The sequence below is a fragment of the Nonomuraea deserti genome (genome assembly GCF_004348685.1).
In the GTDB taxonomy this organism is placed as follows: domain Bacteria; phylum Actinomycetota; class Actinomycetes; order Streptosporangiales; family Streptosporangiaceae; genus Nonomuraea; species Nonomuraea deserti.
On record NZ_SMKO01000194.1, the window covers coordinates 1 to 20,934 of the forward strand.

A 20,934-nucleotide genomic window follows, 5' to 3' on the forward strand; every position below is an offset into this window, starting at 1 on the left:
CACCCGCCCACGGGTCCGCCCGCGGGTCGTTCCACCGGCCCGTCCGGTGTTCCTGCCACCGGCCCGTTCGATGAGGGCTTCATCGGCTCGTCCATCGGCTTGTACGGCACGGCGGCGCGTGGGCCGTGGGTCGTGTCAGGGCGGGCGGCGATGCGGTGGGACGGTTCGGGCTGGCCGGCGTACCGGTTGCCGTCCAGGGCGGGAGCCGTCGGGGGAGAGGGCGCGAACGTGTGGACGGTGAGCGGCCCGCCCGTGCCCGGCGAACCGGCCGCCGCCCGCTGGAACGGCTCGGCCTGGCAGGCGGTCGGCGTGCCGGAGCTCGGCGTTCCGCGCGGAGCCGTCTCGCCCCGTTCCCGGCTCGCCGACGTGGCCGTGCTCGGGCCCGACGACGTGTGGGCGGTGGGCGGGGTGTCCTGGCTGGTGCGGGGGAAGTACGACGCGGAGGGGGAGCCGCTGGAGCGGTCACGCCCGGTGGCGCTGCACTGGGACGGCGGAGCGTGGCACTGCCGGTGGGGCCCGCTCGGCGCCACGTTCACCCAGGCGGAACCGGACGGCGCCGGCGGCATGTGGGTCCTCGACGCGACGGGCGCCCGCCTGCTGCGCCACGCGGGCGGCCACTGGACGTCAGGCGAGATCGACGGCGTCGTCGCGGCGCTGGCGTGGCGTCCTGGCACCCGGGAGGTCTACGCCGCCGGCTCGGTCGCCGGGGAGGGCGACCTCACCAGAGCCGCGCTCTGGCGGCACGGTTAGGCCGTTCCACCCGGGGGCGATGCGGCATCGGCGCCTTCGGCTCGGTCATCGGCTGCTTCAGGCGTGATCAGGCGTACTGGAGGTCTGCCTTGACGATGCGCCCGCCGCGCACCGTGAAGTCGTAGTGCGCACGCCACCCGCTGGATCCCGAGGGAGCCCAGTGGACCAGCAGCCGCTGCCCGTCCGCCCGGTTCTCGACCACGGAGACCACCCGCAGCGTGCCGCCGATCACCTCGTTGTCCGCCCATTCGCGGATGGCGTCGTGCCCGCGGATGCTCCGGCTGACGTCGACGATCTCGCCGTTCCGGGCGAAGGAGGTGACGAGCGCCTCCAGATCGCGGGCGTTCACCGCGTCCACGTACGCCTGCGCCGCCGCGACCACGCCGGTCGCCGCGCCGGGGCTCGTGCCGGACGGCGACGCCGGCGCGGGATCAACGGTCGTGGGACCTTCAGCGGCCCTGAGGGCATCGTCAGAACCGGTGCCGCAGGCGCTCACGGCGAGCGTTCCGGCGAGGAGCAGGGCTGTCGTAGCCGTACGCGCCGGGCGGCGAAGGAGCGGGGCGGGCACGATGCGGCGGCGGGCGGACGGGCGGCGTAAGGGCTGGATCCTCATGGCGACGATGATGCGGTCGCCCAGCCTTCCGAGTCCAAGACCTGTCGTTATAACCGATGGCTATCGAGGTGGGAGCACGGCGACATAAGCGCGATCTTGTCCCGAGACATCCGGCAAAGCGGTGAGACGTTCCTCGCGTGGCGTTACACCACGTTACGAGACCGACTACATAGAGTGATTAAGCCTTGTCACTTCGTGATAACAGGGGGAGAACGTGAGAAGTAAGCTCATAGCCACAGGTGGCGCTCTGGCCACCGCCGCCGCGCTCGTCGCCATAGCCGGTCCTGCCCACGCTGAAGAGGTCACCTGCGGCCTGAGCGTGTCCGACGCCACCCACACGCTCCGCATCGACCGCTGGGGCGTCTACGCGTCCCGCCGCGACGCCGAGGCCTGCACCGACCGCCGCGAGCGGAAAGCGTTCCGTTACGGCGACATGACGGCCGCGGAGAACAAGGAAGCCGAGGAAGCTCGCAAGGCCGAGGAAGCCCATAAGGCCGAGGAAGCCCATAAGGCCGAGGAAGCCCATAAGGCCGAGGAAGCTCACAAGGCCGAGGAGGCGGAGAAGGCCGAAGCCGTCGCGGACGTCTACGAGTCGGAGGAGGCCTGGGAGTCGGAGGAGTCCGAGTACTCCGAGGAGGCTGGTGAGTCGGAGGAGGCCTGGGAGTCGGAGGAAGCCGAGTACTCCGAGGAGGCTGGTGAGTCGGAAGAGGCCTGGGATTCGGAAGAGGCCTATGAGTCGGAGGAGGCCGCTGAGTCGCAAGAGGGCTGGCACTCCGAGGAGGCCGGGCAGGCCCATGAGGGTTGGCACTCGCAGGAGGCCGCCGAGTCCGAGGAGTCCGAAGAGGCCTGGCACTTCAAGGGGCGCCGGCCGGCTGAGGAGCACGACACCACCGACCTGGAGGCCGTGGAGGACGACAGGTACGCCAGGGACTGGAACCGCGAGCACGACGGTGACCGGCGCCACCACCATGGCTACCGCCCGTACCACCACTGGGGCTGGCCGCACTATGGCTACCGCACCTGGGGAAACCCCTACGGCTGGCCCAGCTCCTGGTACGGCCAGTACTAGGCGGGCGGCCTGGCTGAGCCAGCGCTGAGAAGGGTTGGTCCGATCCTGTTCGGGCCGATTCCGTGCGGTCCCGGGACACTGCCACGTGGCCCGGGACCCTTCCCCAGACGTCCCGGGCTCCCTACCTGTTGACGACCTTCGTGACACTGCCGCCCGGCGCTCCGGCGCCGGCCCGGTTTTCCTTTCCGGTAGGCCACCGGCACGCGGGAGACCGCGACCCGCGACCGCCTCCGCCCGCCTACCGGTCGACGATCTCGTTCTTGCCGATGACCACGACCCCGCCCCGCGTCAGCGCGAATCGGGTGCGGTCGTACTCGAGGTCGAAGCCGATCCGCGCGCCGTCGGGGATGACGACGTTCTTGTCGATGATCGCCTTGCGCACCACCGCGCCCCTGCCGATCTTGACGTTCTCCATCAGCACGGAGTCCTCCACCCGTGAATGCGAGTGGAGCACCACCTTGGGCGACAGGACCGACCGGATCGCCGTCCCGCCGGAGACGATCACGCCGGGCGACACCAGCGAGTCGATCGCCCGCCCCACCCGGTCACCGTCGTTGTGCACGAACTTGGCGGGCGGCAGCGGGTCGTGCCCGGTGAAGATCGGCCACTTGTCGTTGTAGAGGTTGAACACCGGGTGGGCCGAGATGAGGTCCATGTGGGCGTCGTAGTAGGCGTCGAGCGTCCCCACGTCGCGCCAGTAGCCCCGGTCGCGCTCGCTGGAGCCGGGGACGATGTTGTGCGCGAAGTCGTACACGTCGGCTCCGCCCGACTTGACCAGCATGGGGATGATGTTTCCGCCCAGGTCGTGCTTGCTCGTCGGGTCGAGCGCGTCCTCGCGCAACGCGTCGATCATCGACTGCGTTCTGAACACGTAGTTGCCCATCGACGCGAACACCTCGTCGGGCGAGTCGGCCAGCCCCACCGCGTCTTTCGGCTTCTCCCTGAAGGCGACGATCCGGCGTCCCTCGGGGTCGGTCTCGATCACGCCGAACTGGTCGGCCAGCGACAGCGGCTGCCGGATCGCCGCCACGGTGACGTCGGCGCCGGAGTCTTCGTGCTGCTCGACCATCTGCTGCGGATCCATCCGGTAGATGTGGTCGGCCCCGAACACGATCACGTGCTCGGGCATCTCGTCGTAGATCAGGTTCAGGTTCTGGAAGAGGGCGTCCGCCGACCCCGAGAACCAGCGGGGGCCGAGCCGCTGCTGCGCCGGCACGGGGGTGACGTAGTTGCCCAGCATCGCCGTCAGCCGCCAGGTGCGGGACACGTGCCGGTCGAGGCTGTGGTTCTTGTACTGCGTGAGTACGACGATCTTCAGGAAGCCGCCGTTGGCCAGGTTGGACAGCACGAAGTCGATGAGCCGATACATCCCCCCGAACGGCACGGCCGGTTTGGCCCGATCCGCCGTGAGCGGCATGAGCCTCTTGCCCTCTCCACCTGCCAGCACGACCGCAAGCACCTTCCGGGACCTCATGTTCTGGACGCTACCCTCAAATGGCCGATCTATCGACGAAAGCCTGCACGGTGGCATTCGCGCGTGTCCGGATTTGCGGATCAATGTGCCCACGGGAGTTTCGAGGGCAGCGGTTCGCCGAGGTGTCAGAACGGGGCAACGGTGCAACACTCGCCCCTTGTGATGGTCCGCCGGCCGTGGCCCGCCATAAGGTCGTGTCATGCGTGTCGATCTGCTCAGCCGTGAATATCCGCCGGAGGTTTACGGCGGAGCCGGGGTGCACATGGAATACCTGGCCAGGGAGCTGCGGAAACTGGCCGACGTACGGGTGCGCTGCTTCGGGGCCGACCGCGCCGAGGCGGGGGTGTCGGCCTACCGCGTGCCGGGCGGGCTCGAAAGCGCCAACGCCGCGCTCCAGGTGCTCGGCGTCGACCTGGAGATGGCCGCCGCCTGCGAGGGGGCGGACGTCGTTCACTCGCACACTTGGTACGCCAACTTCGCCGGGCATGTCGCCAAGATGCTGCACGGCGTCCCCCACGTGGTCACCACGCACAGCCTCGAGCCGCTGCGGCCGTGGAAGGCCGAGCAGCTCGGCGGCGGCTACACGATCTCGTCGTGGGCCGAGCGCACCGCACTGGCCGCCGCCGACGCGGTGATCGCGGTGTCGGAGGGCATGCGCCGCGACGTCCTGGCCGCCTATCCCGAGATACCGCCCGGCAGGGTCACCGTCGTGCACAACGGCATCGACACCGCTGAATACGCCCCCGACCCCGGCCTCGACGTGCTGAAGAAGCACGGCGTCGACCCGGGCAGGCCCTATGTCGTGTTCGTCGGCCGCATCACCCGCCAGAAGGGCCTGGTCCACCTCCTGCACGCGGCGCGCTCCTTCGACCGCGACGCCCAGCTCGTGCTCTGCGCGGGGGCGCCCGACACGCCGGAGATCGCCGCCGAGGTGACCGCGCTGGTGCGCGGCCTCGACCGTGACGGCGTGTTCTGGATCCAGGAGATGCTGCCCAAGCCGGAGGTGATCCAGCTGCTGACGCACGCGACGGTGTTCGTGTGCCCGTCGGTCTACGAGCCGATGGGGATCGTCAACCTGGAGGCGATGGCCTGCGAGACGGCCGTGGTCGCGACGGCGACGGGCGGCATCCCCGAGGTGGTGGCCGACGGCGAGACGGGGCTGCTGGTGCCCATCTCCCAGAGCGGCGACGGCACGCCGCACGACCCCGAGCGGTTCGCCGCCGACCTGGCCGGACGCGTCAACACCCTGCTCGGCGACCCGGCCCGCGCCCAGGCGATGGGCCGGGCCGGCCGCGCCCGCGCGGTCGACCACTTCTCCTGGTCGCGCATCGCCCACCGCACGCGCGATCTCTACAAATCTTTGCTGTTGTGAAGGTTGTCCCGTTTCTGCGCCGATTCGACTATCTTCGATATCGGACAGTTACGTTTGGGGCTCCTGTGCAGGAAGAGATCGACGCCGCGTTCAAGGAAGCGGCAGCAGGCTTCGGCCGATCGGCGAGCCGGTTGCGCGACGTGTACGGCCAGCTGAACGAGCTCAGCCACACCGCCCGGTCCGCGGACGGGATGGTGACGGTGATCGTGGACTCGCGCGGGCAGGTGCGTTCCCTTGCCTTGGACCCCCGCGTCTACCGCAAGCTGTCGCCCTCCGAGCTCGCCGACGCGATCATGCACCAGATCGGGGTCGCGATGCGTGAGGTGTCGGCCCGGACACGAGAGCTGGTGGAGCCCATGATGCCGGAAGGGGTGCCATACGATGACATCTTTGGCACCGGGGCGGGCCTGAAGGGGTTCTTCCCGAGCCCTCAGGAGCCGTAGTCCATGGATGGGGCCGAGGGCTACGCCGCGGAATGGGAGCGAATCCGCCGGCAGCGGGGCGGGCAGGCCGCGGACGAGGCGGCCTTCGTCAAGGACGTTCGCGATGACGTACGGGAGGCCTTCGCGACGGCGGGGCGGCCGATGGGGCACGACCAGTACGGCGCCGAGCTGGAGAAGCACTATCCCCAGCTGAAGGAGCAGATATTCGCCGCGTTCGACGCGTACATCGAGGAACTCGACGGCCTGCACACGGGACTCCAGGACACCGCGGCGCATTACGGAGGCGCAGAGGATCCGCGCTCTCGGGAGCGCGGGCAGGGCTGATCGCCGGTGTGGTTGGACGGGGTTCCCATCCCCGAACAGGTACGACCCTGGATCGGCTGGGTCGTCGGCACGGACTGGCCCGAGGCGGACGAGGTCGTGCTGTTCCGGCTGGCCGACGATCTGGCGCTCGCCTTCCACCGGATCAACGGCGGGGTGCGCGGGGATGGGAGCGCCGCGGGGGGAGCGGCCGCCGGCGCCGAGCGGGGCGACTGGGACGGTGCGGCGCTCCGGCGGTTCGTCGACCGGGTGGGGCGCGAGGCCCAGAGCCGTAAGGAAGAGCTGCTCAAACGCCTGGCGGGGCTGGCGCTGGCCTGTAACGACCTGGGCGTGCAGGTCCAGCACACCAAGCGCATGATCAAAGCTTCGGCGCTGCTGCTCATCGTGCAGCTGTCCTGGCTGCTCTGGGCGATGGTGTCGCCGGCGTCGGGCGTGGCATGGGCTGCTGCCGGCGCCCGGGCGCAGGCCGCCAGGATGACGGTCCGGCAACTGCGCAACAGGTTGTTGTTCAACGTGGCGCTCTTCGGGACGCTGATGGGCGGCATCGACCTGTACGTCCAGGCAAGCCAGTCCCGGCGCGAGGAGATCGACTGGGATCAGGTGGGCTGGTCGGCGGTATCCGGAGCCATCACCGGCGTCTCGCTGACGCTGAGCACGGGGTTGTTGCCGCCTCGGTCCGTTCTGGGGCTGATGGGGCATTCCGCTGTGGCGGGCGGTGGGGCCACACTCGCCACCATGCTGCTGAGCGGCCAGCCGATCGACTGGGAGATGGTGGCGAAAGGCACCACGGCAGGGGCGCTGGGAGGGGCGGACGCGCACTGGGCAAGCTGGAATCCCGGGGCCGCGCGGCATACGGACATCGGTCCACCACCCGCGCACGATCCGGCCGCGGCTCCCGGCAGGTCGCCTCATCAACCCCCCGGCTCGGGTGGGGATCCCCGGCCTTCGCGCGCGGAAAGCGCACCTTACGACCCCGAGGGTGCCCGCGGGGGGCAAGGTCCGTACGGCGGGGTTCGACGCGAGAGCGGTGGTCCGGCACCCGAGACCGGCCTGGCGGGTGCCGGACGCGACGCCCCGCGGGCGGGGGATCACGCGCCCGCACGTCCGTCTGACGGTCCGGGCGACAGGGCCGCGCCGCCGGAGCAGCCTCCCGCCGCCCACCGGGCGGAGATCCCCGCCACCCCGGATCGCCCGGCACCGGATCGCCCGGCACCGGATCGCCCGGCACCGGATCGCCCGGCACCGGATCGCCCGGCACCGGATCGCCCGGCACCGGACCGTTCGGTGCCGGGCCGCCCGGTTCCGGACCGTTCGGTTCCGGATCGCCCGGCGGCGGATGGCCCCGGGCCAGAGCGTCCGGCGGCGGAGCGCTCCGCTCCGGAGCGTCCGGCGCCGGACGCCGCGCCGCACGTCGGCGGTGAGCGTTCGGGCGGGTCGGAAGGCTCGCACAGGCCCGATCCCGTGGTCAGGCGAGAGGACGGCGGCCAGGCCACCCGTTCACAGGACGCCTCCCCTGTCGCCCGCCCCCCGGCGCGCGATGTCGCGCTCTCCGGCCCGGACGGCGCCGCGGCGCCGGGCACGCGCGCGGTCCCGGCCACTCACGCCACCCGGGGACCGGACACCATGCGCGCGTTCTCCGGGCAGGAGGAAACGGGCGGCCAGGGCAGGGCGCGCAACCGCATCGACAGGCTCATCAATCGCCGAGCCGAGTCGACCGCCGTCGCCGCGAACCCCGGCAATCCGCCAGGGCAGGGTGGCCTCGGCCGGCCGACGGCCTCCCCGATCCCGCCGCATCCGGGGTACCGGCCGATGCCGCCACGGCTCATGGAGGCCGTCCAGCAGCTGGGTGGGAACGACGGGGGGAACCTGGGTGGCGGCGTCTCCGCGCGCCGGGTGCGCACCTTCGATTTCGAGGACGGCTCGGAATGGGTGTTCAAGGAGGTGAAGTCCACGAGGGAGGCCAACGCAGAGGTTCTCGGGTCGATCCTCGGAGAACGCCTTGGAGCCAAGGTCCCGCCCGTCTACCGGGTCGACGCGGCCTCGGTCGTCATGCCGTTCGTGGGCACGGGCGCCACGCTGCTGGGGCGGGCGGTGCCCACCAACCTGTCCGCCAAGCTCCTCGGACTCCTTCACGTCCTCGACGTCGACGCGGACGCCAATCTCCGCAACATCATCGGCGACGAGAACGGCGATGCGTGGGGAATCGACATGTCGGGGGCCTTCGACCAGGTTCCCGAGAAGTACAGGGGCAAGGTGGCCGAGATGACGAACTCTCCCTTCGCCGACTACTGGGTGTCGCGAAAGTGGGAGGGGATGATCCTGCTGGACTTCGAGTACGTCAAGAACGAGCTGAGTGAGGCGGATGTCCAGCACTTGGCCACCCGGATATGGTCGGCCCGGCCGTACTTCGAAGGTCTTGGGCGTGCCGACTGGTTCGATGCGACATGGCACCGGTGGTTGAAGGTCGCCGAGAACGCTTCAGGGTCACGATCGATTTTCGAACAGGAGTGAGTGTGCTTCAGGTGAGAGAGGTTCGCACCGGCAGGATCCTCGGCACGCTCGGGCTGACCGCCGAGGGCGAAGTCGCGGCCAGCTCCGAGGAACTGCGGAGAATGTTCGAGCAGACGATGATCTCCCGAGGGCTGACCGTCTCCGAGACCTATGAGTGGTACACGGGCTGGAGCAACGGCTACGTGGAGTTCGTCCCGGTGGGATAGTGCTTTCCGCGCAGGTCAGGTGATGCGTTCGAGGACGACGACCGGGATCTCGCGGTCGGTCTGGCGCTGGTAGTTGTCGTAGTCCGGCCAGGTGGCCGTCATCAGCCGCCAGAGCTCCGGCTTCTCCTCCGCGGTCGCCGTACGGGCGCGGGCCTTGAACCGCTGCTCCTTCACCTGCACGTCGACGTCCGGGTTGGCGACGAGGTTCTTGTACCACTCCGGATGGTCGGGGTCGCCGCCTTTGGAAGCCACGATCACGTGGTCGTCGCCGTGCCGCTGGTAGATGAGCGGGGTCGTGTACGGCCGGCCTGACTTGCGGCCTTCGGTGGTGAGGAGGAGCACCGTGGTGTTGTTCCAGTCGTGTCCTTCGGCGCCGTCGGTTTCCTGATAACGCTGGACATGTTCCTTGCCGTAGAGCATGCACCCTGTCTACCCGCGACGGGCGTGACCTCACCGTTACGTGCCTGGGTCTGTACGAGAAGTTGGCGGCCCTGGCACACTGCATTTCTGTAAGCGCTTACACAGGCTTTTGTGTAAGCGCTTACAGAGAAGTGAGGTGCGCGATGGACGTGACCATCTACGAGGTGGCCAAACGTGCCGGGGTGTCGATCGCGACCGTGTCGAGGGCGCTGCGCGGCACGGGCCCCGTGGCGGCCAGGACGCGCGAGAAGGTGCTCAAGGCGGTCGAGGAGCTCAACTTCACGCCCAGCCGCCTCGGCGTCAGCCTCGCCGAGGGCCGCCACGCCGCCAACGGCATCGTGTTCCCCGATCTCGCGGGCCCCTACTACACCGAGGTCCTGCTCGGTTACGAGGAGGTCGCCTCCGAGCTGGGCCGCTCCGTGGTCATCCTGTCGACCAAGGGCCGCACGAAGGTCGGCGACCTGGTCAAGGACCTGGCCGGTCGGGTCGACGGCATGCTGATCTTCGGTCACACCGTGCCCGAGCCGCTGGTCGCGGAGCTGGTGCGGCTCGGCGTCCGGCTGGTGTTCGTCTCGCGCGAGCCGCTGGCCGGCGCCGACACGCTGCGCAGCGAGAACACCGCGTCCGCGCGGGCCCTGGCCGGTCACCTGGCCGGGCACGGCTACGAACGCTTCGCCTTCCTCGGCGCGCCGCTGACCAGCCAGGACGACGTGGACCAGCGCTGGCAGGGCGTGCGGGAGGTGCTCGGCGGCGCCATCGAGGCCGTGGACACCCGCCACTACACCGTGGAGTGCGGCTACGACGCCGCCCTGACGTTGCTCAGGGGCGAGGGGCGGCCCGAGGCGATCGTGTGCTCCGACGACGAGGTGGCGCTGGGGGCGCTGCTCGCCGCCGAGGAGCTCGGCCTCGACGTGCCCGGCGACGTGGCCGTCACGGGCTGGGACGACATCATGGCCGCCCGCCACGCCCGCCCGGCGCTGACCACCGTACGCCAGCCGATGCGCGAGCTCGGGGCGCGCGCCGCCCGCGCGCTCGACGAGCTGATAACCGGCGCCCGCGACACCCCCCGCCACCTGGTCCTGACCACCGAGCTGATGATCCGCTCCAGCTGCGGCGGCCACCCGGCCGCCACATGACCCCGGCGGCCGTGCGCAGCGGCCCGCCGGCACCCCGCCGACACGATGAGGAGAACGCCATGCGCCGGGACTCCGCGATGACACCACCTGTCGCCCCACTGGTCGCCCCACTGGCGACCCGCCGCGCCGGGGGACGCGGCCCGCACGCTGGAGGAGACCGGTGAACACCACCACCCGGCGCGTTGCCGCCGGCGCGCTGGCCCTCGCCCTCATGGCCGCCGGCTGCGGACGCGACGCCGGCACCGCGTCCGAGCAGGCGCGCGACGTCACGACCGGAAGCGTGACGGGAGAGGTCACCGTCTGGGCGATGGGCGAAGAGGGCAAGGCGCTCGGCGCGTTCGTCAAGGACTTCGAGGCCGCCAACCCAGGGGTGCGGGTCAACGTCACGGCGATCGGCTGGGACGTGGCGCACGACAAGATCACCGCGGCCATCGCGGGCAACGCCACCCCCGACGTCAGCATGATCGGCTCGACCTGGTCGGGCGAGCTGGCCAAGACCGGCGCGCTCGAACCCACGCCGGGCAACCTCGTCGACAAGGCGGCGTTCTTCCCCGGCGCCTGGCAGACGGTCGACGTCAACGGCACGGCGTACGGCGTCCCCTGGTACGTCGAGACGCGCGTCCTCTACTACCGCACCGACCAGGCCGCGAAAGCGGGTGTGCAGCCGCCGAAGACGTGGGAGGAGCTCACCGCGTTCGCCAGGGCGCTCAAGGAGAAGGGCGGCGCCGAGGACGGCTTCCAGCAGAGCTACACCCTGGGCGCCTCCTGGCAGGAGGTGCTGCCGCTGATCTGGCAGGCCGGCGGCGAGATCGCCGAGGACGGCGCGTACACCTTCGACACCCTCGAGGCGGTCGCCGCACTCAGGCAGTACGAGACGCTGTTCGAGCAGAAGCTCGCCCCCACCGACATCCCCGAGGGCGCCTTCCCGCAGACCTTCATCAAGGGCGAGGTCGGCGGCTTCTTCTCCGGTCCGTGGATGATCGGCGTGCTGAACAACGACGGCGGCCCCGCGTTCAAGGACAAGTTCGACGTCGCCCCCTACCCGAAGGGCCCTGTCTCGGCAACGAGCTTCGTCGGCGGCGCCGACATGGCGGTGTTCAAGCAGGCGAAGAACCGCGACGCGGCCTGGAAGTTCGTGCAGTGGCTGAGCGAGCCCGAGGTGCAGGCCAAGTGGTACACCACGGTCAAGGCGCTGCCCGCCGTGCAGGAGGCCTGGCGGCAGCCCGAGCTGACCGCCGACAAGCAACTGGCCGTCTTCGGCGAGCAGCTCAAGGACGCGAAGACGCCGCCGCCGTTCCCGACGTGGGAGCAGGTGGCCAAGGTCCTGGAGGCGGAGCTGGAGAAGCTGGCCCGCGGCAGGTCCACTCCCGAGCAGACGGCCAAGGCGATCCAGGCCCAGGCCGACACGATCGGCACCGGCCTGTGAGCGGGCAAGCCGGCTGGGCGGAGAGCCGGTAGGCCATGGCGGTCCTCACGCGGCGGGCGCCGCGCGCACCGGCCCCGATCAGGATCAGGAGCCCGTTACGCCAGGCCGGCATCGCATGGATCTTCATTCTGCCGTTCGTGGTGCTGTTCGCGGTGTTCTACCTGGGGCCGCTGCTCGTCGGCATCGGCATGAGCTTCACCGACATGCGCAGCACCGACGTGGCCGACCCGCTGGCCGTCGACCTGGTCGGGATCGACAACTACCTCCGGCTCATGGACGACGGCGCCATGCGCCGGGCGGCGCTCAACACCGTCGTGTTCGTGGTCACGGCCCTGCCGCTGACCATCGGGCTCGGGCTGGCCGCCGCGGTGCTGCTCAACACGGGGATCGCCCGCCTGCCGGCCGCGTTCTTCCGGCTCGGCTACTACCTGCCGAACATCACCAGCATCATCGGCATCGCCGTGGCCTGGAAGTTCCTGCTGGAGCCCGAGGCGGGGCTGGTCAACCGGCTGCTGGAACTGGTGGGGGTGCAGGGCCCCGACTGGCTGCAGAACGAGGCCACCGCCCTGCCGTCGATCATCGTCATGACGGCCTGGCGCAGCTTCGGCTTCACCATGGTCGTGCTGCTGGCCGCGCTCCAGAGCATCCCGCGGGAACTTCACGAGGCGGCCGAGGTCGACGGCGCGGGACGGTGGGCCCGCTTCCGCTCGGTGACCGTGCCGTCGCTGCGGCCCGTCCTGCTGTTCTGCACCGTCTACAGCTCGGTCGGGTTCATGCAGTTCCTGGAGGAGCCGCTGGTCATGACCCGCGGCGGACCGCTCAACTCGACGCTGTCGGCCTCGCTCGCCATCTTCAACCAGTTCGGGGTCGGCAACTACGGCTACGCCGGCGCCGCGTCGACCGTGCTGTTCACCGTGATCGTGGCGCTGGCCGTCCTGCAACTGAGGCTGGGGAGGAGACGATGAGCCGGACCCGCCGCCAGCACGCGGTCGTCCACCTCGGGCTCGCCGTGGGGCTCGCGCTGGTCGCCGGGCCGTTCCTGTGGACGGCACTCAGCTCGCTCAAGCCCGAGCGGGAGATCAGGCGCGATCCTCCGACCTTCTGGCCGGAGACCTGGACCCTCGGCAACTTCGTCGAGCTGTTCGAGCGGGTCAGCATCGGCACCGCCTTCGCCAACAGCATGCTCATCGCGCTCGTGCTGGTGGCCACCAACCTGCTGTTCTGCTCGATGGTCGGCTACGCCTTCGCCAAACTGTCCTTCCGCGGCAAGAACGTCGCCTTCGGCCTGGTGCTGGTGCAGCTGGCCATCCCGGCGATCGTGGTCATGATGCCGCAGTTCGTACTGATCGCGAAGCTCGGCATGGTCAACACGTTCATCGGGATCATCCTGCCGACCGTGGTGACGCCTCTGGGCGTGTTCATGATGCGGCAGTTCATCTCCGACCTGCCGGACGAGCTGATCGACGCGGCCAGGGTCGACGGCGCCAGGGAGTTCCGTATCTTCTTCACGATCATCCTGCCGCTGTGCGGGCCGCCGCTGGCCACGCTGGGGCTGATCACGTTCCTCGGCTCGTGGAACAACTTCCTGTGGCCGGCGGTGGTCGCGCAGAGCGAGAGCGTGTACACCCTTCCCGTCGCGCTCAACATCCTCAACGGCCACGAGACCACCCACTACAACCTGCTGGTCGCCGGGTCGGTCGTGGTGATCGCGCCGATCCTGCTCCTGTTCGTCTTCCTGCAGCGCTTCTTCATCCAGGGCATCGCCACCACCGGCCTCAAGTAGAGGAGCCCCCCATGCGCAAGACGGTCATGTCCGGCCTGCTCGTGCTGGTGTTATCCGCGCCGCTGACCGCGCCGGCGGCCGCCGCCTCCGGCGACGGCACGCTCCACCGTTACGCCAGGGACACCTGGCGCTCGATGGCCGCCATGGTCGACCCGGCCACCGGCGTCCCCGCCGACAAGGTGACCGGCGACCTCAGTACCCGCGCCGAGGTCACCTCGCCCACCAACGTCGGCACGTACCTGTGGAGCACGCTCGCCGCCCGCGACCTGCGCCTGATCAGCGGGCGCGACGCCACCGCCAGGGTCGGCAGGGTGATGGCGGCGCTGGCGAGGATGGAGCGCCACGGCCCCACCGGCCAGTTCTACAACTGGTACGACCCCGCCACCCTCCAGCTCGTACGCACGTGGCCGGAGACCGGCGACCCGGTGCGGCTGTTCGCCTCCAGCGTCGACAACGGCTGGCTGGCCGCGGCCCTCATGATGGTCCGCAACGCCGTCCCCGCCCACGCCCGGGCCGCCGACCGGCTCGTGACGTCCATGAACTTCGCCTCCTACTACGACCCCGCCGCCCGGCCCGACGCCGGCACCGGGCTGCTGCGCGGCGGCTTCTGGCCCGAGCCGCCCGACGGCTGCCACGTCGAGAGCGACTACGCCGGCACCGGCACGACCGTCTACTCCACCTGCCACCACTACGGCGCGCCCGCCGAGACCAGGATCGGCCAGTACGTGGGCATCGCGCTCGGCCAGCTCCCGCGCGAGAGCTACTTCGGCCCCTACCGCACCTTCCCCGACAACGCCTGCGACTTCGGCTGGCAGGAGCAGAAACCGGCCGGCTCGTGGAAGCGGTACCTCGGGGTGAACGTCTGGGAGGGCACGTACGGCTACCGCGGCATGCGGTACGTCCCCAACTGGGGCGGCTCGATGTTCGAGGCGCTCATGCCCGACCTGGTGGTCCCCGAGGCCACGTGGGCGCCGCGCAGCTGGGGCCGCAACCACCCGGTGTTCGTGCGCGCCCAGATCGAGCACGGACTGAACGAGGCGAAGTACGGCTACTGGGGCTTCTCCCCGTCCAACGACCCGCACGGCGGCTACCGCGAGTACGGCGTCGACGCGCTCGGCATGGACGAGCCCGGCTACACCTCCGACCGCGAGCGCACCACCACCGACCCCGGCTACGAGGGCTGCCGCCCCGCCCAGCCGGAGCCCGCGGCCTTCGGGGACGGCGTGGTGACGCCGCACGCCGCCTTCCTGGCGCTGCCGTACGCGCGGGCCGCCGCCATGGCCAACCTGGCCAAGCTGCGCAGGGACTTCGACGCCTACGGACCCGGCGGCTTCTACGACGCGATCGCGGTCCGCTCCGGGGCCGTGTCCCGGTGGTACCTGGCACTCGACCAGGGCATGGTGATGGCCGCGCTGAGCAACGTGCTCGCCGGCGGCAACCTGCACCGCTATTTCGCGGGCTCAGGGGTCGAGGCGAAGCTCCGCCCGGTGATGCGGCTGGAGGAATGGGACGTCGTCCCACCCAAGTAACGAAACGGGGGAACATGTGATGAACACGGCCGCCCACCGCGACTGGCAGGACCGCATCGGCCAGGCCTCCGGCCCCGCGTCCGGTGGGGTCACGTCGCAGGCACGCCACCGGCCCGCCCTGGTGGCACCGACCGGCCTCCGCGCGGTGCCCGGCGCCGGGCAGGTGACGCTGACCTGGGAGCCGGTCCCCGGCGCCATCGGCTACCTGGTGCACAGGGACGGCGCGCCGATCACGCAGCCCGACGTGGACGTGCCCGCCGTCCCCGGCTGCCGGTACGTGGACACCGGCCACGGAGCGGCCGCCTACGCGGTGGCCGCCCTGTCGGCCATGGACGCCGTCGGCCCTCTCTCGGAGGCCGTGCCCGCGGCGCCGCTGCCCGCGCGGGAAGGAGCGACGGCTTCGGTGCGGGTGGACGCCCGCCGGGTGACGCGCACCCTGCCCCGGCCGTGGGCGTACATGGTGGGGTCGGAGCACCTCTCGTACCTGCTGAGCGCCGACGAGACCGGCGGCAGGCCGATCGGCGCGGAGCTGAGCGAGGCGCTGCGCGTCATGCACGACGAGCTCGGCGTGCGGGCCGTCAGGGCGCACGCCGTCCTCTGCGACGACCTCGGCGTGTACAAGGAGGTCGACGGCCGGGCCGTCCACGACTTCAGCCGCGTGGACGAGGTCTACGACAAGGTCATGGCGCTCGGCCTGCGGCCGATCGTCGAGCTCGGCTACATGCCGCGCGACCTGGCCGCCGACCCCTCCAAGACCGTCTTCGGCTACGAGGCCGTCGTCTCGCCGCCGAAGGACTTCGAGGCGTGGGGCGACCTCGTCAGGGCGCTGGTCGAGCACCTGGCCGGCCGGTACGGCATCCAGGAACTGGTCGACCACTGGGCCTTCGAGGTCTGGAACGAGCCGAACCTGGCCGTGTTCTGGTCCGGCACGCCCGAGGAGTACTTCCTCCTCTACGACGTCACCGCCGCCGCCGTGAAGAACGTGCACCCCGGACTGCGCGTCGGCGGCCCCGCCTCGGCCGCCGACGGCTGGGTCGAGGAACTGCTCGCCCACGTCGCCGGGTCCGGCGCGGCGCTCGACTTCCTGTCCACCCACACCTACGGCAACGCGCCCCTCGACTGGCGGCCCGCCCTGGCCAGGCACGGGCGCGACGTGCCCGTCTGGTGGACGGAGTGGGGGCCGACGCCGACGCACTTCCACGGCATCGGCGACGGACCGTTCGGGGCGGCGTTCCTGCTGCACGGCATGAAGTCGGCGGCGGGCAGGATCGCCGCGCTCTCGCACTGGGTGGCCTCCGACCATTTCGAGGAGCTGGGCCGGCCGCCGCGGCTGTTCCACGGCGGGTTCGGGCTGCTGACGGTCGGCAACCTGCGCAAGCCCCGCTTCCACGCCCTCACGCTCGCCTCCCGGCTCGGCGACCTCGAACTGGCCGCCACGCTCGACGGCGACGTGGCCGGCGTGGAGGCGTGGGCGGCCCGGCACGACGACGGCAGGATCGACGTGCTCGTCTGGAACGGCACCCTCAACCAGGCGCAGGCCGGCGGCGCACCCGAACTCTCCCGCACGATCGAGCTGACCGTCGACGGGCTCGACGGCCCGCACACCCTCACCCACCACCGCATCGACCACGACCACTCCAACGTGGAGGCGGTCTGGCGGTCGATGGGCGGCGGCGCGTGGCCTGCGGAAGAGCAGTGGGACAGGCTCCGCGCGGCCAACACGCTCGACGAGGCGGCGCCGCCGAGCACCGTCGAAGGCGGGCCCGTCACGCTGACGTTCGACCTGCCGATGCCCGGCGTCTCCCTGATCGAGCTGACACCGTGATCAGCACTTCTGTACGCGGGCGCACGCTGGTGAGAGCCTTTGGCCATGACCGATCCGGCCGAGGCACTGGCCGCCCGCATCGAACGCTTCGAGCAGGCCGCTGATCCCGAGCTGATCTGGGATCCGGCGGCGCTGGCCGAAGCCGAGGAGGCGATGCGCGCGTGCGCCGGCGACCGCACCGACGCCGCCGCATGGCGCCTGATCGGCATGCTGCACCTCGCCCGCCACCGGCTCGACCAGCGGATCACGCAGGACGCCGCGGTGGCGGGCGCGTTCTTCGCCGCCGTGGCGCTGCTGGATCCCGGGCGGCTGCCCGAGCGGCTGCGCGGCTCCAGCATGCCTTCCGGCGACTCGGCCGCCGGCTGGGCCGGTCTGGTCGAGGAGATCTTCCGGCTGGTGGACCCCGGCGCGTACCCGCACGTGGGGCTGCTGATCCAGGCCCTGGTCCGGCACGCGATGGCGCGCCCGGGGGCGGAGGAGGTCGCCGAGCGGCTGGGCGAGCTGCTGCTGCAGGAGTCCGTACGTCCACCCGACCCGGCGTCTTCGCCCGATCCGGCACGTTCGGCCGATCCGCCGCGCTCGCCCGACCCGGCATGTTCGCCCGAGGTGGCGCGTTCGCCCGGCCCGGTGGGAACCGGTGATGCCGACGGTTCGCCTGACCCTGCGCGGTCGCCCGATCCCGACAGAACGGATGAACCGTTCGGATCATCGAAACCCGGCGGATCGTCCGAGTCCGTCGGAATGTCCGAGTCCGTCGGATCGTCCGGATCCGTCGGGTCACCCGGGCGCGGCCGCTCCGCCGGATCCGACGGACCGCGACCCTCACGGGGCGGCCGCATGCGTGCGACCGGCCCCGCGTGGGCGCCCGGCGCGCTGGCCGCGCTGGGTGGCGGCCTGATGCGGCTGCACGAGGCGACGGGCGCGCCTGAGGCCGCCGACGACGCCATGCACCTGCTGTTCCGGGCGGCCCTGGCCGACCCCGTCGCCCACACGGGTGAGCTGGCGGACGCCCTCAGCCGCGCCGCGCCCGGCGACGAGGAACTGGTCGGGGCCTACCTGAGGGCGGCGCAGAGCCCGCCGGGCAGCCATGACAGGTCGCAGGTGCTGCGCGCGCTCGTCGACCTCACCCGTGAGCGGGCCGACCGGTCGCTGGCGGACGGCGAGCTGCTGGCGTTCATCAGGGTGGGGCAGTGCGCGCTGGACTTCTGGCACGAGCCGTGGGCCACGTCCGGGGTGGTGGCTCCGTACGCGACCGGGCTGGTCGAGTGGTTCGTGGTCACGGGGGACGAGCGGTCGTTCGAAGCCGGCATGGAGATGCTCGAGGCGATACGCGTGACGCCCGCGGAGACGATCCGGGGGCTCGGCGATGACCCCGTGGCGCGGCTCATCCTGCTGGGCGAGCGCTGCCGGAGGCGCTACGCCGTCACCGGTGACCTCGCCGACCTGGAAGCCGCCGTCGACGCCGCACGCGAGGGAGCCGCGCTCGCGCCCACCGGCCACCCCGAGCGTGCCCGCCTGCTCGCCGGCCTGGCGAACGCGCTGCTCGAACGAGCCGTCGCCACCGGCGGTGATCCGGCCGAGCCGGTCGCGGTCGCCCACGCGGCGCTCGCCGCCCAGGACCGGCACGACGCGGCCAGGGCCGAGGTGCTGCTGCTGCTCGGCCGGGCGCTCAAGCTGCGTCTCACCGCAGACAGCGCCGACGAGGCCGTCGCCGTGCTGCGCGAGGCCCTCGCGGCCGGTGACCGGCCGGCGCTGCGGGCGGAGGCGTACGGGCTGATCTCCGAGGTGCTGCGGTGGCGCGCCACGCGTGCGGGACGGCCGGAGGACCTGGACGACGCCGTGGACTCCGCCCGCCAGGCAGCCGACCTCGCCCTCAAGATCGCCCGCGACCCGGCACCCGCCCAGCAGGCGCTGGGCGAGACCCTGCTGGCCCGCTTCTCCGCGCGCGGCGACACGGACGACCTGAGCGAAGCCCTGATCCTGGCCACACCGACCACCACGCCCGGCCCCACCACGCCCGGCCCTTCACCGACCGCCCCTGTGCCTGCACCCGCCGCCGGGGGCGCGGCCATCCCCGTGGCAGCCGCCGTTCACGACCACACCCCTGGCGCCGTTTCGGGCCTCACCATGGCCGCCGGCGTTGGCGGGGGCTCCGGGCCGCTGCCGCGGCTGCGGGACCTGCTGGACGACCTGATCGAGCAGCCGGAGCCGATGCGGGTGGACGAGCGGCTCGCCCAGGCCGCGACCGAGCTGGCCCTGCGCTCGCCGGACGAGGAGACGGCGGGCAAACTGCTGCGGCTCGCCGAACGGCGGACGCGAGAGCCGGGGGAGCGCGGCGAGTACCTGCTCCAGGTGGCGTCGCGGTTCGCCGAGCTGGGCCGTCCGCACATCGCCGGTGACGTGCTGGGCCGGGCCTCCACGGCGTTCGATGAGGCGGGGTCGCGCTCGCGGATGGCGTACGCGCTGTCCAGGCAGGGAGCGGGGGAGGAGGACGCCGGCCGGCTCGACCGGGCGCTGGAGGCGTACGAACGGTCGGCCGCGCTCTACCGCGAGCTGGGCGAGCCGGGCTCCGAGGCGCTCCAGCTCGGCAGGAAGGCCGCCGTTCACCTGCGGTCCGGCGATCCCGCCGGCGCGGTCGAGGAGCACCGGCGCGCCATCGCCCTGTGCGAGGACGCCGGACTGGCCGCCGAGGAGGCCTCCCACCAGGAGCGCGCGGCCGACGCCCACCTGGCCGCCGGCGATCCCGCCGCGGCCGTGGCCTCCACGGCCAGGGCTCGCGAGCTGTACCTGGAGCTGGGCGAGACCGAGCGGGCGGCCATGGCCCTGGTGCCCGCCGCCAGGGCGGCCGTCGACCAGGGCGACCTCACGGCGGCCGGCGAGCGCATCACCGCCTGCGCCATCGAGCTGGAGGCGGCGGGAGCGTGGGAGGAAGCCTGCAGGACGCTCGACGCGCACGCCGTCATGCTGGCCGGGCGCGGCCACCGGGCGCAGGCGGCCGCCTGCGAGACCCGGCTGGTGGAGATCGTGCGGCGGAGGGGACGGCGCCGCGAGCCCGCCGACGAGTGGTACCGCATCGCGCGGCGCCGCCGTGAGCGCGGTGACACAGGCGGCGCGCGGTTCGCTTTCGAACTGGCCGAGCGCGAGTACGAGGCCGCCGGCCACGACGACGGGGCCGGATCCGTCCGGTACAACCTGGGCGCGCTCGCGTACGCGGAGGGCGAGCCGGAGCGGGCACTGGAGTACTTCGGGGCCGCGGCGGAGGCCTTGGCCCGGCTGCGCGCCCCCGCCAAGGAGTCGACGGCGCTCACCATGCGGGCCGCCTGCCTGACCGTGCTCGACCGTGCCGAGGACGCCTCGGCGGACCTCGACCGGGCCTTGGAGCTGGCCGCCGTCGCGGGCGATCGCGAGGCGCTCCTGACTGCCGCCCTGGGCAGGGCCGCTCTGGACGTGCGGCTCGGGGAGCTGCGGGAGGCGGGGGAACGCCTGCGCTCGTCGCTCGGGCCGGCCGCGGGCGACCCGGTCAAAGAGGCCGTCGTACGCGATCGGCTGGCGGCGCTGGCCGCACGCACCGGTGATGTGCCCGCGCAGGTGGCGGCGCTGGAGCAGGCCGTGGCGGGTTACCGCGAAGGCGGTCAGGACCGGCTGGCGGCCCTCGCCTCCACCAGGCTCGGTTTCGCGCTGGAGCGGCAAGGCGAGTTCCGCCGCGCCAGGGCCGCGCTGGAGACCGGCCTGGCAGGGCTGGAGACGGCCGGGGACGTGGCGGGGGTGCCGTTCGAGGTGATCGCGCCCATGGCAGGGGAACTGGACGTCGAGGTCCTGTCCCGGCTCGCCGCCATCCAGCTGACCCTCGGCGACGTGACCCGCGGCCGGGCCACCCTCGACCAGGCGCTCACCGCTTCGCGGGCGGGCGGCGGCCGGGACGGCAGGGTGGAGCGGCTGGAGCTCTGGCTGCGGATCGAGGAGGCGGAGGCCGCAGGCGACCTGCTTACGGCCCGCACCCTCGCCGAGGAGGCGCTCACCGCCTCGGAGCGCACCCTCCCCGACCCGGCCCAGGAT

The 20,934-nt window shown here is 71.8% G+C and carries 15 protein-coding genes and 2 pseudogenes; 14 read left to right on the forward strand and 3 right to left on the reverse strand.

From position 1 onward, the window contains the following. A pseudogene (locus tag E1292_RS41455) lies at positions 1-750 on the forward strand (hypothetical protein); the annotation flags it as partial. A gap of 67 nt (positions 751-817) precedes the next feature. Here the strand turns inward: E1292_RS41455 and E1292_RS41460 are convergent. Next, on the reverse strand, positions 818-1,363 hold the full coding sequence (locus E1292_RS41460; protein WP_132604697.1) for a nuclear transport factor 2 family protein: 546 nt from the start codon (positions 1,361-1,363) through the stop codon (positions 818-820). A 214-nt stretch (positions 1,364-1,577) separates the two neighbouring features. On the opposite strand from E1292_RS41460, the gene E1292_RS51795 reads away from it, so the two are divergent. Next, complete coding sequence (locus E1292_RS51795; protein ID WP_165975008.1) at positions 1,578-2,432, forward strand: hypothetical protein; 855 nt, start codon at positions 1,578-1,580, stop codon at positions 2,430-2,432. A 238-nt stretch (positions 2,433-2,670) separates the two neighbouring features. On the opposite strand, the gene glgC is transcribed toward E1292_RS51795, so the two are convergent. Then, entirely contained in the window at positions 2,671-3,906 is a 1,236-nt protein-coding gene (gene glgC, locus E1292_RS41470) for a glucose-1-phosphate adenylyltransferase (protein ID WP_132604701.1), read from the reverse strand. Between the two features lie 199 nt (positions 3,907-4,105). Here glgC and glgA point away from each other — a divergent pair, with 199 nt between their 5' ends. From glgA to E1292_RS41495, 5 genes are read left to right on the forward strand one after another with little or no spacing between them, the layout of a single operon-like run. Further along, on the forward strand, positions 4,106-5,278 hold the full coding sequence (glgA, locus tag E1292_RS41475; protein WP_132604703.1) for a glycogen synthase: 1,173 nt from the start codon (positions 4,106-4,108) through the stop codon (positions 5,276-5,278). Further along, complete coding sequence (locus tag E1292_RS41480; protein WP_246090696.1) at positions 5,275-5,721, forward strand: YbaB/EbfC family nucleoid-associated protein; 447 nt, start codon at positions 5,275-5,277, stop codon at positions 5,719-5,721. The genes glgA and E1292_RS41480 overlap by 4 nt, the downstream gene beginning before the upstream one ends. Before the next feature lie 3 nt (positions 5,722-5,724). Next, positions 5,725-6,045, forward strand: coding sequence for a hypothetical protein (locus E1292_RS41485; protein WP_132604705.1), 321 nt, complete (start codon positions 5,725-5,727; stop codon positions 6,043-6,045). A 6-nt stretch (positions 6,046-6,051) separates the two neighbouring features. Then, entirely contained in the window at positions 6,052-8,553 is a 2,502-nt protein-coding gene (locus tag E1292_RS52385; protein WP_500690531.1) for a WXG100-like domain-containing protein, read from the forward strand. 2 nt (positions 8,554-8,555) lie between these two features. Next, positions 8,556-8,759, forward strand: coding sequence for a hypothetical protein (locus E1292_RS41495; RefSeq protein ID WP_132604707.1), 204 nt, complete (start codon positions 8,556-8,558; stop codon positions 8,757-8,759). A 15-nt stretch (positions 8,760-8,774) separates the two neighbouring features. Here the strand turns inward: E1292_RS41495 and E1292_RS41500 are convergent, their stop codons facing one another. Then, on the reverse strand, positions 8,775-9,179 hold the full coding sequence (locus tag E1292_RS41500) for a nitroreductase family deazaflavin-dependent oxidoreductase (protein WP_132604709.1): 405 nt from the start codon (positions 9,177-9,179) through the stop codon (positions 8,775-8,777). Positions 9,180-9,322: 143 nt separating this feature from the next. Here E1292_RS41500 and E1292_RS41505 point away from each other — a divergent pair, with 143 nt between their 5' ends. The 7 genes and pseudogenes from E1292_RS41505 to E1292_RS41535 form a co-directional block, all read left to right on the forward strand. Further along, positions 9,323-10,315 (forward strand): LacI family DNA-binding transcriptional regulator, encoded by a 993-nt coding sequence (locus tag E1292_RS41505; RefSeq protein ID WP_132604711.1) that lies wholly within the window; start codon positions 9,323-9,325, stop codon positions 10,313-10,315. A 160-nt stretch (positions 10,316-10,475) separates the two neighbouring features. Continuing rightward, on the forward strand, positions 10,476-11,741 hold the full coding sequence (locus tag E1292_RS41510) for a sugar ABC transporter substrate-binding protein (RefSeq protein ID WP_220447313.1): 1,266 nt from the start codon (positions 10,476-10,478) through the stop codon (positions 11,739-11,741). 35 nt (positions 11,742-11,776) lie between these two features. Next, entirely contained in the window at positions 11,777-12,706 is a 930-nt protein-coding gene (locus tag E1292_RS41515; RefSeq protein WP_132604713.1) for a carbohydrate ABC transporter permease, read from the forward strand. Further along, positions 12,703-13,524, forward strand: a complete 822-nt coding sequence (locus tag E1292_RS41520) for a carbohydrate ABC transporter permease (protein WP_132604715.1) — start codon at positions 12,703-12,705, stop codon at positions 13,522-13,524. The genes E1292_RS41515 and E1292_RS41520 overlap by 4 nt, the downstream gene beginning before the upstream one ends. An 11-nt stretch (positions 13,525-13,535) precedes the next feature. Beyond that, positions 13,536-15,053 carry a glucoamylase family protein gene (locus E1292_RS41525; RefSeq protein WP_220447314.1) on the forward strand — a complete coding sequence of 506 codons (1,518 nt, stop codon included), beginning with the start codon at positions 13,536-13,538 and terminating at the stop codon, positions 15,051-15,053. 19 nt (positions 15,054-15,072) lie between these two features. Further along, on the forward strand, positions 15,073-16,878 hold the full coding sequence (locus E1292_RS41530; RefSeq protein ID WP_132604717.1) for a GH39 family glycosyl hydrolase: 1,806 nt from the start codon (positions 15,073-15,075) through the stop codon (positions 16,876-16,878). A 45-nt stretch (positions 16,879-16,923) separates the two neighbouring features. After that, a pseudogene (locus E1292_RS41535) lies at positions 16,924-20,934 on the forward strand (hypothetical protein); the annotation flags it as partial.